This is a genomic window from Amycolatopsis sp. NBC_01307, assembly GCF_035975215.1.
In the GTDB taxonomy this organism is placed as follows: Bacteria; Actinomycetota; Actinomycetes; order Mycobacteriales; family Pseudonocardiaceae; genus Amycolatopsis.
This window is the reverse complement of record NZ_CP108403.1, coordinates 4271628-4284489: the sequence shown is the minus strand read 5'-3', so window position 1 is coordinate 4284489 and position 12862 is coordinate 4271628. Positions and strand designations below refer to the sequence as shown.

The window sequence follows — 12862 nt, the reverse complement described above, 5'->3', positions numbered from 1 at the left end:
GTCACCCCGCCCGCCGCGCGTGCGCCTGGTGCAGCGCCCTGGCGGTCAGCTGCGCGACGAGGTGGCGCTTGTAGTCGGCGGGCCCGCGCTGGTCGGCGGCGGGGGAGCAGTGCGCGGCGGCGATCGTCCCGGCCTCGGTGAACCGCTCCGGCGTCGCCGGGCCGTCGCGCAGGAAGTCCTCCGCTTCGGCGGCGACGAAGTGCGGGGCGCCGACGGCGGTGAGGCCGAGCCCGGCTTCGACGATGACGTCGCCGTCCAGCCGCAGTGACGCGCCCGCCGCGGCGATGGCCCAGTCCCCGGCCCGCCGGCCGACCTTGGCGTACGCGCTCCCGGTCCCGTCGCGGATCGGCAGCCGCAGCTGCACCAGCAGCTCACCCGGCCCGACGGCGGTCTCGTACGGCCCGGTGAAGAACTCGCGCACGGGCACGACCCGCGTCCCGGTGCCGCCTTCGACGACGGCGTCGGCCCGGACGGCGGTGAACGCGGCCGCCAGGTCCTCCGACGGATCGGCCTGGCACAGCGAGCCGCCGACGGTCCCGCGGTTGCGCACGATCGGGTCCGCGACCACGCGTTCGGCGTCGTGCAGGATCGGGAACAGCCGCCCGGCTTCGGCCGAACCGAGCAGTTCGGCGTGCCGCACGAGGGCCCCGATCCGCAGCTCCCCGCCGACGACCTCGATCCGGGACAGCTCGCCGAGCTCGTTGATGTCGACCAGCGCTTCGGGCCGCGCCAGCCGCAGCTTCATCATCGGGATGAGACTGTGCCCGCCGGCGATCACCCGGCCCTCGGGGCCGTACTTGGCCAGCAGTTCGAGTGCGTGCCCGACACTGGTGGCCCGCTCGTACTCGAACTGCGCCGGCACCTGCATGACCGCCGATCGTCCCCGCCGGGTCCGCGGTCCGCAACAGTGGATTAAGGGAACTCTGAATCCGGGCGTGCCGACCAGCGCCCCGAGGCGAGGGTCAGACGTCGGCGGGGGCGTGGGTCCATTGGAGTGCCTCGTGCCACTCCGCGATCAGGGCTTCGTCGTCCGCGAACGTCGGTGTTGTTCCCACCGGGACCCACGACTGGCCGACCAGGTCGCCGTCTTCGACGCGCTGGACCGTGATTCCGGTGTACTTCACCACCTCGCGGCCGAATTCGGCCGGGGCCGAGACCTCTCGGGTGCCCAGCCACAGCCGCACCTGTCGTTCGCCCGTCACCCGACCACCCTCCCCTTCATTCTCGACAGTGCTGTCGCGAAAGAGTGCGGATCTGTAACAGCCCGGGCGGGTGGACTGCGGTAAGCGGCCGGAAACGGCCGGTGGACGGCAGATAAATTAGCTCTCGTGAATCGCACCGAACGGCTGTACGCCCTCGTGGAAGAACTTCGCGCCGTCTCGCCGCGGCCGCGCAGTGCGACGTGGCTGGCGCGGCGGTTCGAGGTCAGCGTCCGCACTGTCGAACGGGACCTCGACGCGCTGCGGGAGTCCGGTGTGGCCATCCGGAGCGACACCGGGCGCAACGGCGGGTACAGCCTGGACCGCGAGCGCACCCTCCCGCCCGTGACGCTGACCGCGCGTGAGGCACTGGCGATCAGCGTCGCGCTGCGGGCCGCGTCGGCCACGCCCTTCGCGGACGCCGCGCGGCGAGCGGCCCAGAAGGTGCTGGCCGTGCTGCCGCCCGACGTGCGGCGAAGGGAGGACGCGCTGGCCGCGCGCGTGCACCGCGTCGGCCCGCACCCCGATCTGCCGGTGATCCGCAGTGCGGTCGCGGACACGGTCGAGGACGCCGTCGTGTCGAGCCGGGTGCTGCACGTGACCTACACCGACCGGGCGGGCGCGGCCTCCGAGCGCGACGTCGAGCCGCTGGGCCTGCTCTGGGGGCCGCACGGCTGGTACCTCGTCGCGTGGTGCCGCCTGCGCGACGGCGTCCGCGGGTTCCAGCTGCACCGCATCACCGCCACCGCGCCGACCGGCGAGCGGTTCCGCCCGCGCGAGGCCGAGTGGGCCGCGGAACTCGACCGGCTGGACGCGGAAGCCCTGCGGTGAAATGCCGGGAAATGTGACGCCGAACACCGACAGGACGGTGTCGCGGACCGCTGGAACCGTGGCGGACATGGAAAACAACGAAGAGCGGATGCGGCAGTGGTGCCGCATGTGGAACGAGGACCCCGCGCTGGCGCACGAGCTGATGAGCCCGACCTGCGTGCAGTGGTCCGGGCAGACCCCGGGGCTCGACAGCGTGGTCGGGCCGGCGGAGCAGGTGCGGTTCCTCGAGGGGTACCGCGGCAAGCACATCAACATCTTCCGCCCGCGGGTGCTCGCCGACGGCGGTGACCACTTCGCCTACCTGTGGGACGTCGACAAGGCGGACGGTCAGAAGCTGACCGGCTTCGACGTCAACATCCTGCACGGCGGCGGGATCGCGGAGAACTGGACGTTCGTGGGGGAGCGGCGCGACACCACGCCCGACCCGGCGTACACCGCCGGCGACGACCTGGACAAGGTCCTCGACGGCTGGCTCCGGTGGCGAGCCGGCGAGCCGGTGGACGTCATCACCGGGGACTTCGGGTTCTTCTCCGGCGCGGCGGGCCCGCTCACGCGCCCGGAGCCCGCGGTCCTGACGCCACACCGGGCGCCGATCGTTGATCCGGTCCGGGGCACCGTCGCGTTCCTGTGGACCGGACCCGCGGCGAGCGGCGCCGACCTGCTGTCCGTGCGCGACGGCCGGGTCGCCCGCGCCTGGTCGCTGACCGGGACCCGGTCCTTCCGCTACTGAGTCCTACCCGGGTGCGACAGCGCGCCGGACGCTCTCCCGCAGGAGCGTCCGGCGTTGCTCGTGCAGCTCCGGCGGCTCCTCGCCGGTGGCGGCGTAGACGTTGCTGACCGGCGACCACGCCATCGACATCGCGATCACCATGGCCATCAGGTCGAACGGGTCCCCGGCCCGGACGAGCCCCGCGGCCTGCGCGTCGGCGATGGCGCCGAGCTTGGCGGCGTCGAGGCGGTCGGCGTCGGCGACGAGGTGCCCGGCGGGGCGCCGCTCCAGGCGGACCCAGGTGGCCAGCCGGATCAGGTCGGGCCGGCGGAGGTACTCGTCGTACAGGCGGACGGCCCAGTCCGCGAGGTCGCCGGCGTCGATCGGGACGCCGTCGCGGATCGAGCCCATCGAGTCCAGGAAGATCGTGTCGAACAGCTCTTCCTTGCTGCCGAAGTAGCCGTAGAGCTGCGCTTTGTTGGTGCGGGCCGCGGCCACGATCCGCTCGACGCGCGCCCCGGCCAGGCCGTACCGCGCGAACTCCTGGGTCGCCACGTCGATGATGCGCTGCTTCGTCGCGGCGCCCCGCGAGGTCAGGGGCTTGTCGGCCATGCGGCCCACGATAACAACAGACCAGTCTGTTTGCCGGATCGCCGATGCTCGGCTACGGTCAAATAGACCGAACAGTCTGTTTGTTTGAGGAGTGCGCCATGAGGACGACCGTGGGCTGGCAGGCCGACCACACCGGGGACGCGTTGCGGCAGGTGCCGCTCGAACGCCGTGACCTGCGGGCGGACGACGTCGCCGTGAGCGTGGACTACTGCGGGGTCTGCCACAGCGACCTCCACGCGCTGGGCCGGCCCGGCCGGGACACGCCGCTGGTGCCCGGCCACGAGTTCACCGGCGTGGTGACCGAGGTGGGGAGCGGTGTCACGCGGTTCGCCGCCGGGGACGCCGTCGCCGTGGGCAACATCGTGGACTCGTGCGGGGAGTGCCCGATGTGCCGGCGGGGGCAGGAGAACTTCTGCTACGCGTTCCCGACCCTGACCTACGGCGGCACCGACCGCCACGACGGCACCCCCACGCTGGGCGGCTACTCCCGCGAGTACGTCGTCCGCGAGGGCTTCACCTACCCGCTGCCCGCGGGACTCGACCCGGCGGCCGCGGCGCCGTTGCTGTGCGCGGGGATCACCGTCTGGGAGCCGCTGCGGGCGCTGGACGTCGGCCCCGGCACGCGTGTCGCCGTGGCCGGGCTCGGCGGCCTCGGGCACCTCGCGGTCAAGCTCGCCGTCGCGCTCGGGGCCGAAACCACGGTCATCAGCCGGACCGACGGCAAGGCCGAGGACGCCCGCCGCCTCGGCGCCCACGACCTGGTCGTGTCCACCGACGAGCGGCAGCTGGCCGCGGCGCGGGACCGGTTCGACGTCGTCGTCGACACCATCGCGGTGCCCCACGACCTCGGCCCGTACCTGAAGCTGGTCGCGCTGGACGGCACCCTCAGCGTCGTCGGCCACCTGGGCTCGGTCACCGTGCAGATGATGGATTTGCTCGTCGGTCGCAAGAAGCTGGGCTCCGCGGGCAGCGGCGGCCGCCCGGCGACGGCGGAGATGCTGGAGTTCTGCGCCGAGCACGACGTCACCGCCGACGTCGAAGTGCTTCCGTCGAAGCAGGTGAACGAAGCCCTCGAGCGGCTCGGCCGCAACGACGTCCGGTACCGCTTCGTGCTCGACCTGGCCGACCTTTCGTAGCCCGGGCACTGCGGCATTCGGGTCATTCTTTGCGTTTCCGGTGAGAAAGATCGAGGGTTTCCCGCTTCCCGTCGAGCACGCATTGTGCAAATATCCCGGTCCGGCGTCGCTCTGAAGCGTGACGTTTCCCGATCGGCTTTCGACGGCCCGGCCCGGTCAGTACCTGGTTGAGTAGCCCGATTTCCCGGTGATCGCCCATTGAGCGCCTTGACACAGGGCACTCCGGGTGAACCGCGGGCGAAGTGCTAACGAAGCAGGCCATTTTCCGTCTTCCTCAGGCCAGCCACCGGAAATTCTCGAAAGGGAAGTCATGTCCCGAAGATCAGTGTTCGTCGCCTTGACGGCCGTCACGGCGTTGCTCGCACCGACGGCCGTCGCTGCCGCGGCGCCGCCCGGGGTCGACCCGGCCACCGTCGACCTCACCCTCAACGCGGGCCAGAGCACCACCGTGACCAAGCACGTCACGACGTCGGCCGTGCCGCCGAACCCCGACCTCGTGCTGCTCGCCGACACCACGGGCAGCATGGGCGCCGCGATCGGCAACGTGCGCGCGAACGCCAACACCATCACCGGTGACGTGCTCGCCGCGCAGCCGACCGCGCAGTTCGGGGTGGCCGAGTACAAGGACTTCGGCGACCCCTTCGCGTTCCGCGTCAACACGGGCATCACCGGTGACCAGGCGGCGGTCCAGGCCGGCACGAACCAGTGGGTCGCCTCCGGTGGCGGCGACGGCCCGGAAGCCGACCTCAACGCCCTGTACCAGCTGGCCACCGGCGCGGTCACCTTCCGCCCGGACGGCACGCGCATCGTCGCGTGGTTCGGCGACGCGCCGTCGCACGACCCGAGCGGCGGGCACGACCTGGCCCAGACCATCGCCGCGCTGAAGGCGGCGAACATCCGCGTCGTCGCGGTCAACGTGGGCGCGCTCGACCTCGACGGGCAGGCCAGCGCGATCACGTCGGCCACGGGTGGCGTGCTGCTCAACAACGTGCCCTCGAGCGCGGTCTCGCAGGCCATCCTCGACGGCATCAAGTCCATCGAGGTCACGGTGGCCCCGCACGTCACGACGTGCGACCCGCAGCTCACGGTCACCAACGCGCCGGCCAGCGTGAAGGTGCCCAGCGGTGACGTCGCCACCTTCACCGAGACGGTGGCCGCCGCGGCGAACGCCGCGCCGGGGACGTACCACTGCACCGTCGACTACCTGGTCGACGGCGTCTCGCGGGGCTACGTCGAGACGACGACCGTGCGGGTGCTCGGCTTGAGCATCAACGACGTCACGGTGGCCGAAGGATCCGGCGGTGCTCCGGTGCCGGCGACCTTCACGGTGTCGCTGCTCGGCGGGGCCAGCCCGAACCCGGTGACGGTCCACTACGCCACCGCGAACGGCACGGCGACCGCGCCGGCGGACTACGCGGCGACCAGCGGCGACGTCACCTTCGCGCCCGGTGAGACGACCAAGCCGGTGACCGTGCTGGTCAACCCGGACACGGTCGACGAGCCGGACGAGACGTTCACGGTGACGCTGTCGGCGCCGGTCGGCGCGGGCCTGGTCGACCCGACCGGGATCGGCACGATCACCGACGACGACCGGGACGGCGCGTTCTCCTGCACCGGCACGGCCGCCAACGTCATCGGCATCACGGCCGGCGTCGCCAACCCGGCGAACCTGCCCTGCGCCGACGACAGCCAGACGGTGCTGGGCGCGACGCTCAACGCCGGCCTGATCAAGGTGGAGACCAAGGCGCTGACCGCGTCGACGGACGTCACGCCGGACAACCAGTCGGCGGCCCCGGCCGCCGGTGACCACGCGCAGGCCACCGCCAAGATCGACAAGACGGTGATCAGCACGCTCGGGCTGACCATCGAGCTGGGCGTGATCCAGTCGCAGGCGTCGGCGACCTGCCAGCCGGCCACGGGCGGTCTCGCCCCGGTGCTCGCGGGCAGTTCGACCATCGCCTCGCTGAAGATCAACGGCCTCGCGGTCACGGTCGGCTCGGCCCCGCTGACCATCCCGCTGGTCATCGGATCGCTGAAGCTGAACGGCCAGACCGTGGTGAACGGCGTCGTGAAGCAGCAGGCGGTCGCGCTGGACACGGCGCTCGCCAAGATCGTGCTCGCGGAGTCCCAGGCCGACGTGCACGGAACCAACGCCCACCCCGCCGGCAACCCCTGCCGGCGCTGACCAGGTGAAGTGAGCGGGGGCGGCCGGGAAACCGGCCGCCCCCGCCTTTTCAGCCGAGCAGCCGGGGATCCGGTTCGCCGCCGGCCTCGCTCAACGCGCCGAAGACCGCGCGCACCAACGTGGCCAGGTCCTTCGGGTTCTTCTTGTCCAGCCCGCCCAGCAATTGCTTCAGCACGGTCAGCTGGTCGAAGTAGACGCGCTCGGTGACCAGGCTCTCCTGCTCGTCGAAGACGAAGTACGCCGTCATCCGGGTGCGGTGCGTGCTGCCCGTCGGCGGGATCTTGCCCAGCGGGCCGAGGTGGGTGCCCTTCAGCCAGAACTCGACGACCACGGCGTCGGCCGTGTGGCGCAGGGCGATGATCTCGTGGTCCTGGTCGGGGAACGCGACGCGGGTGTCGTGGTAGTAGCCGCGGACCTCGCTGGTGCCGTCGTGGACCGTCATCGACGCGATCAGCTCGTAGTGCGGGTGCGGGAACGTCTCCAGCACGTCGTCCCAGGCCTGGCGCACCTCGTCGTGGAAGTGGTCGAGGACGAGCTTCTCGCGAGCGCGCAGCACGTCTTCCGGCGGCAGGGTGTAGGCGGTCGTCATCCGGGTCCTCAGTCTTGGTGGGATAAAACCTACGCCGTAGGTATGGGCCGACCGTAGACCTACGCTGTAGGTTTTGTCCAGGAGGTACGGGATGGACACCGAGACGGATCCGCCGCGGCGCGGCAGGCCCCGGCGTGGGCAGGAACCCTTGTCGCGCAAGCGGATCGTCGACGCCGCGATGGCGCTCGCCGAAGCCGAGGGCGTCGAACGGCTGACCATGCGCGGTGTCGCCAAGCGGCTGGGCGTCGACGCGATGAGCCTCTACAACCACGTCGCGAGCCGGGACGCGCTGCTCGACGCGATCACCGAGGCGGTGCTGGCCGGCCTGCGCCTGCCGGCGCCGAGCGGCGACCTCGCCGCCGACGTCCGCGCGGTCGCCCACGCCTTCCGGCGCTCCGCGCTCCGGCACCCGCGCTGCGTGCCGCTGGTGCTGACCCGCCAGCTCGACGCGCCCGCCGCGCTCGGGCCGACCGAGGCGGTGCTGGCCGTCCTCGACCGGGCCGGGTTCCCGCCGGAGCGCGCCGTGCACGCGCTGCGGACGTCGCTCGCCTTCCTGGTCGGCTCGCTGCTGCGGGAGGTGTCCGCGGGACCGGCGTTCAGCGGCGCCGACGTCGAAGGCGCCGGGCGGCGCGAAACCGAGCTGACGGCGTCCGGCCTGCCGCACGTCGTGGCGGCCGCCCCGCACCTGGCGGTCTGCGACCACGACGCCGAGTTCGCGTTCGGCGTCGACGCTCTGGTCGCCGCGCTGGAGGCCGCCCGCCGCTGAGCATCACCGTGTGTGCCGGGGCGTGCCCCGGCCGGGGTGAACCGGTGGTGCGCTCCGGTGAAAACGCGGCAAAACGGTGATTCCACACCTTGGGGTGAAACGGATTCACGGCCCGGCCCGCCGGGCGCAAACTGCTCGGGGAACAACCCCGACGCGAAAGGTCAAAAATCGATGGGTGCCACCGCGGTCGACCGGATCAAGCTCGTTTTCACCCTCTTCGACGTCGACCGGAACGGCTATCTCGAAGAACGGGACTTCTCGACGATGGCGGACCGCGTGCTGCGGGCGGCCCAGGGCTCCGGCGCCGCCGCGAAGCAGGCGATGGAGGCGGCCTTCCACCGGTACTGGACCACCCTGGAACGGGAGCTCGACGCGAACCACGACGGCAAGGTGAGCTACGACGAGTACGCGGCCTGCGTGCTGTCGCCGGAACGGTTCGACGCCACGGTGACCGAGTTCGCGGAATCCCTTGCGGCACTGGGGGATCCGGACGGCGACGGAATGATCGAACGCCCGCTGTTCGTCGCCCTGATGACGGCGATCGGGTTCGACCGCGACAACATCGACGCCCTCTTCGAGGCCTTCGGGCCGTCGGCGGGCGACCGCGTCCGCGTGCCGGTCTGGACCGCGGCGATCAAGGACTACTACAGCCCGGACAAGGTCGGCATCGCCGGCGACCACCTGGTCGCGAACGTGGCCGGCTGAGTGGGCGCGCACCGCGCGCGGCCGGTCGTCGGGCTGGCGGTCGGCCGGGGTACGGGTCCGGAACTGGCGGACGTCTTCGAAAACGTGCTGACCCGAATCGGCCTCCGGCACTCGACCGAAATCGAAATCGTGCGCTCGCCCCGGTTGTACCATTCCTATTTCTCACTGAAGGGTGAAGGGGAAACCGAGCGGATCCGCCGGCTGACCCAGGAGGACGCCGAGCACTACGAGCGGTTCTGCCGGGAGCAGGCGCGGGCCGACGTCCCGGCGATCTTCCGCACGGCGATCAACGCGCAGTCGCTCTACCTGGTCCGGGAGCGGCTGCAGGCGGTCAAGGTCGACCCGATCACGCCGGGCCTGCTGCTGGTCCGGGACCAGGCCCAGGGCTTCTACACCGGCGAAAACCGGCACACGCCGGGCGTGCTGACCCGCACGACGGTGTTCAGCAAGGAGATCACCGAGAAGGTGATCGTGTTCGCGCTGCGCCGGGCCTGGGCGCAGTGGCCCGACGACGGACCCGCGCGGATCGTCCTGGCGTACAAGTTCCACCTGCTCGACGGCGCGCTCGGCGAGTGGGTCGCCGAGATCGCCGGCCGGCTCGGGGTGACCGTCGAGCTCAGCCAGCCGGACACGGTGAACCGCAACCTGATCGAGCACGGCCTCACCCCGCGCACGCTGGTCGTCGCCGGCAACGAATGGGCCGACATCATGCACGTCGTCCTGCTCGACGCGTTCGGCGGCGAACGCCAGGAGCGCCGCTACACCGAGAACGTCCTCCTGCACCCGGACGTCGCCGGGCTCGTCGAGTACCAGACCGTGCACGGCTCGGCCGACGACCTCGCGGGGACCGGCCGGGTCAACCCGACGGCGACCATCCGGGCCGCCGCGGCCATCGCCGAGCGGCACGCGGGCTGCCCGGGCGCCGTCGCGGCGACCGAACAGGCGCTGGACGCCGCCCGCGACCGGGGCGTCGGCACCCCGGACGTCGGCGGCCGGCAGTCGACCGCCGAGGTCGTGGCCGAAGTCCTGGCCGCGCTCGACCCCGTGCCCGGCCGGGTGCCGGTGGCGGGCGCGTGAAGACGGCCCTGGTCGTCGTGGACCTGCAGAACGACTTCTGCGCCGGGCCCGTCGTCGCGGCCCGGTACCGCGGCGCACCGGGGACGTTGCAGCGGGCCACGACGAACGCCGCGCGCGCCGTCGACCTCGCCCGGCGGGCCGGCACGGAGGTCGTCTTCGTGCGGTTCCTCGGCGACGTCGAGCACCAGCGGCCGAGCTGGCGGCGGCGCGACCGGGTGCTGGGCAAACAGCCGAAGTGCCGGACCGGTTCGTGGGGCGCGGAGTTCCACAAGGTCGCGCCCGCGGCCGGCGAGCGCGTCTTCACCAAGTACGCCTGCTTCGACGCGTTCCTGGCGCACGGCTTCGGGCAGTACCTGCGCCGGCGCCGGATCGGGCACCTCGTGCTCGCCGGGGTCTACGCCGACGTCTGCGTGGATTCGACGGCGAGAACGGCGTTCCAGAAGGGATTCCACCTCACGGTCCTGACCGACTGCACGACCGCCCTGCACCGGTCCGACGAGGAAACCCTGCGGTTCATGGAAACCGTCTACGGGGCGCGGACGACCACGCACGACCGGCCCGCGTCGTGGACCCGATTCGCGGAGGAGGACGAGTGGTCACCACCCGAGGCGTCGAAGGCGGCGTCGGCCGGACCGCGCTGATGGTCGCCGCGGCCAGGGCGATCGAGGCGACCCGGCCGGATTCCCTGGCGCACGACGGGTTCGCGCGGCACTTCGTCCGGGCGGCGCGGGCGTCGGGGGAGTGGCCGGTGCACTGGCACGACGTCCCCGGCGGGGCGGCGAACCCGCTGTGGGGCCGGCTCGGGCGCTACTTCGGCCTGCGCACCCGGGTCTTGGACGACTTCCTGCTCGGCGCGGTGCGCGCCGGCGCCGGGCAGGTCGTCCTGCTGGGCGCCGGGCTGGACTCGCGGGCCTTCCGGCTTGCGTGGCCGGCCGGCTGCCCGGTGTTCGAGCTTGACCGGCCGGACGTGCTGGCGTTCAAGCAGGACGTCCTGGACGACCTGGGCGCGACGGCGAGCGCGGCCCGCACGACGGTCGCGGTGGACCTGTGCGAGGACTGGGTCCGGCCGTTGCGCGAGGCGGGGTTCGACCCGCGCGTCCCGACGGCGTGGCTGGCCGAGGGCCTGCTGCTCTACCTGCCCGCGGACGCGGAACGCCGGCTCATCACGACGGTCGACCGCCTGGCGGCGCCCGGAAGCTGCCTGGCGTACGAGGTGAAGCTCGGCGTGGAGTACCGCACCAGCGCGATCTACCGCAGCACGAAGGAGCAGATCGGCGTGGACCTGACGGCGTTGTTCGACGCCGAACCCCGCCCGGACTCGGCGGCCGCACTGCGGGCCGGCGCCTGGGAGACATCGGTCCGCACCCCGTTCGACCTCGCGGTGGAACACGGCGCGGGCCTGGTGCCGGAGCGCCATGATGCCTTGGCGAGCAACCGCTGGGTCTTCGCGGCCAAACCGCCGCGGTGAGCCGGGGCGCTGGTGTGGTGAGTCCTTCGAGGGCGACGCGGCGATTGTCTGGATCCGCGGCCGGTTCGAGCCTGCCGAGGCCGCCGCGCTTTCGTAGGTCGGTCGGGCTGGTGAGCTGCCGCGGTTCTCGTGGTGAACCGGTGGTGAGCCGGGGCCGTGCTTTGGTGAAGAAGCAGTGGTGTGCACCGGCGACGGCGAGGTCGTCCGGGTCGTGGCCGGTCGAAGTGCGCCGGTCGGCTGGAGTGGATCCGGCGGGCGTCACCGGTCTGCACCGGCAAACCCGCGCGGTGAGCCCGGCCCGGGCCCTGTCGTAGACTTCCCGCGGGTGGTGAGGGCTGGGAGGCTTTCGGTTGGTCGTGCGTGAACCGGCGTTGCCGGTCGATCCGAGGCTGCCCGGCGAACCGTCGTTCGCCGAGGTGACCGCCACGCGGATGTGGCTTGCGCGGCACGGGGTCGAGGTCGGGTTGCCGACCCGGCTGCTCGCGTTGCGCGTCGGCACCCGGGAATGGCTGCGGCGGCCGACCGTGTTCGCCGTGCTGGTCGTCTGCCTCGTCTTCTGGCCCGGTTTCCGCGCGCCGCGGGAGCTGGAGCTGCTCCGGCCGTTGCTGGTCGGCGTGGTGCTGGCCGCGTTGCTCGTGATGCGGTGGCGCCAGGTGCAGACGCGCGAAGAGCTCGCCGAGAGCCTGACCGGCACCGGCACCCCGCCGCCGTGGCGTGCGGCGGCGCGGCAGGTCGGCTGGTGGCACCTGGCCGCGACGGCGATCACGTTCGGCGGCGGAGCCGTCCTGTGCGCCCTGCAGTTCCTCACCGAACCCGCCGCGCCCCTGGACGCCGGGGCCCGCACGCTCGGGCTCGCCGCCGGGGCCGGGGCGATCGCGCTGGTCCTCGGCCGGGTGCTGCGCGCGCCGATCATCGCCGAGGACGCCGCGTCCCGCGCCGTCGACGGCGTGCTGCGGGCCCAGGACGCCCACCGCTTCGCCCCGTCCGCCCTGTTCTTCGTCGCGGTGTGGCCGGCCGGGATGGACCTGGACCACCTCGGCGCGCAGGGGTGGTTCGCCTTGTCCTACCTCGTGCTCGCGGCCGGCACGCAGCTGGTCGGCTGGCTGCGCTTCCGCCGCCGCTTCCGGCAGCTGCCCGCGGGCTACTACGGCGACGCGGACCGCTCGGTCAGTCCGCCGCGACACCGCGGGAGCGAAGGACCTCCCGCAACCGCGGGCCGAGGAACTCCGAGCCCACGACACGCCGCAAGTTCGGCAGCAGGGCGAGATCGTCGAGCGAGCTGACGTCGAACAGCTCGTCCTCGCCGTCCCAGATCGGCGCGCACTCCTGGTACACCCGCAGCCCGCCGTCCATGACCAGCTCTTCCACGGTGGCCAGGAGGTCGTCGCCGATCTCCAGCGCTTCGAAGTAGTCGCGCGCCTCCGGGACCACTTGGTGGGCGAGGCCGCGCTGGTAGGTGTGCTCCCAGGTGTCGGTCACGCCCAGGACGTCGGCGATGCGGAACGCGGGCGTCAGCGTCTTGTCCGTGTACATCAGCTGCTCGACGACGATCAGCTTGAGGTTGAAGTCGGTGAAGTCGGCCATG

15 protein-coding genes are annotated in these 12862 nt (G+C 72.2%); 10 read left to right on the top strand and 5 right to left on the bottom strand.

Annotated elements, in window-relative coordinates:
- Position 1: 1 nt before the first annotated feature.
- Together OG439_RS18120 and OG439_RS18115 are read right to left on the bottom strand one after the other, a co-directional pair.
- Positions 2-868 carry an FAD binding domain-containing protein gene (locus OG439_RS18120; RefSeq protein WP_326950526.1) on the bottom strand — a complete coding sequence of 289 codons (867 nt, stop codon included), beginning with the start codon at positions 866-868 and terminating at the stop codon, positions 2-4.
- A 94-nt stretch (positions 869-962) separates the two neighbouring features.
- Positions 963-1202 (bottom strand): hypothetical protein, encoded by a 240-nt coding sequence (locus OG439_RS18115; protein WP_326950525.1) that lies wholly within the window; start codon positions 1200-1202, stop codon positions 963-965.
- 126 nt (positions 1203-1328) lie between these two features.
- Here OG439_RS18115 and OG439_RS18110 point away from each other — a divergent pair, with 126 nt between their 5' ends.
- Both OG439_RS18110 and OG439_RS18105 read left to right on the top strand, forming a co-directional pair.
- Entirely contained in the window at positions 1329-2030 is a 702-nt protein-coding gene (locus OG439_RS18110; RefSeq protein ID WP_326950524.1) for a helix-turn-helix transcriptional regulator, read from the top strand.
- 67 nt (positions 2031-2097) lie between these two features.
- Complete coding sequence (locus OG439_RS18105; protein WP_326950523.1) at positions 2098-2760, top strand: hypothetical protein; 663 nt, start codon at positions 2098-2100, stop codon at positions 2758-2760.
- 3 nt (positions 2761-2763) lie between these two features.
- Here the strand turns inward: OG439_RS18105 and OG439_RS18100 are convergent, their stop codons facing one another.
- Complete coding sequence (locus OG439_RS18100) at positions 2764-3351, bottom strand: TetR family transcriptional regulator (protein WP_326950522.1); 588 nt, start codon at positions 3349-3351, stop codon at positions 2764-2766.
- 98 nt (positions 3352-3449) lie between these two features.
- Between OG439_RS18100 and OG439_RS18095 the strand changes: the two genes are divergently transcribed.
- Entirely contained in the window at positions 3450-4487 is a 1038-nt protein-coding gene (locus OG439_RS18095) for an NAD(P)-dependent alcohol dehydrogenase (RefSeq protein WP_326950521.1), read from the top strand.
- 310 nt (positions 4488-4797) lie between these two features.
- On the top strand, positions 4798-6672 hold the full coding sequence (locus OG439_RS18090; protein WP_326950520.1) for a Calx-beta domain-containing protein: 1875 nt from the start codon (positions 4798-4800) through the stop codon (positions 6670-6672).
- A gap of 49 nt (positions 6673-6721) precedes the next feature.
- Here OG439_RS18090 and OG439_RS18085 read toward each other — a convergent pair whose 3' ends face one another.
- On the bottom strand, positions 6722-7261 hold the full coding sequence (locus OG439_RS18085; protein WP_326950519.1) for an ester cyclase: 540 nt from the start codon (positions 7259-7261) through the stop codon (positions 6722-6724).
- Between the two features lie 91 nt (positions 7262-7352).
- On the opposite strand from OG439_RS18085, the gene OG439_RS18080 reads away from it, so the two are divergent.
- The 6 genes from OG439_RS18080 to OG439_RS18055 all read left to right on the top strand — a co-directional run bounded on the left by OG439_RS18080 (position 7353) and on the right by OG439_RS18055 (position 12560).
- Entirely contained in the window at positions 7353-8027 is a 675-nt protein-coding gene (locus OG439_RS18080; RefSeq protein WP_326950518.1) for a TetR/AcrR family transcriptional regulator C-terminal domain-containing protein, read from the top strand.
- Between the two features lie 171 nt (positions 8028-8198).
- On the top strand, positions 8199-8732 hold the full coding sequence (locus OG439_RS18075; protein WP_247052713.1) for an EF-hand domain-containing protein: 534 nt from the start codon (positions 8199-8201) through the stop codon (positions 8730-8732).
- Complete coding sequence (locus tag OG439_RS18070; protein WP_326950517.1) at positions 8733-9809, top strand: isocitrate/isopropylmalate family dehydrogenase; 1077 nt, start codon at positions 8733-8735, stop codon at positions 9807-9809.
- Entirely contained in the window at positions 9806-10450 is a 645-nt protein-coding gene (locus OG439_RS18065; protein ID WP_326950516.1) for a cysteine hydrolase, read from the top strand. The genes OG439_RS18070 and OG439_RS18065 overlap by 4 nt, the downstream gene beginning before the upstream one ends.
- Positions 10402-11277 carry an SAM-dependent methyltransferase gene (locus tag OG439_RS18060; protein ID WP_326950515.1) on the top strand — a complete coding sequence of 292 codons (876 nt, stop codon included), beginning with the start codon at positions 10402-10404 and terminating at the stop codon, positions 11275-11277. The genes OG439_RS18065 and OG439_RS18060 overlap by 49 nt, the downstream gene beginning before the upstream one ends.
- 350 nt (positions 11278-11627) lie before the next feature.
- Positions 11628-12560: a hypothetical protein gene (locus OG439_RS18055; RefSeq protein WP_326950514.1), complete on the top strand. Its 933-nt coding sequence runs from the start codon at positions 11628-11630 to the stop codon at positions 12558-12560.
- On the opposite strand, the gene OG439_RS18050 is transcribed toward OG439_RS18055, so the two are convergent.
- Positions 12445-12861 (bottom strand): DUF6892 domain-containing protein, encoded by a 417-nt coding sequence (locus OG439_RS18050; protein WP_326950513.1) that lies wholly within the window; start codon positions 12859-12861, stop codon positions 12445-12447. The genes OG439_RS18055 and OG439_RS18050 overlap by 116 nt on opposite strands.
- Between the last annotated feature and the right edge of the window lies 1 nt (position 12862).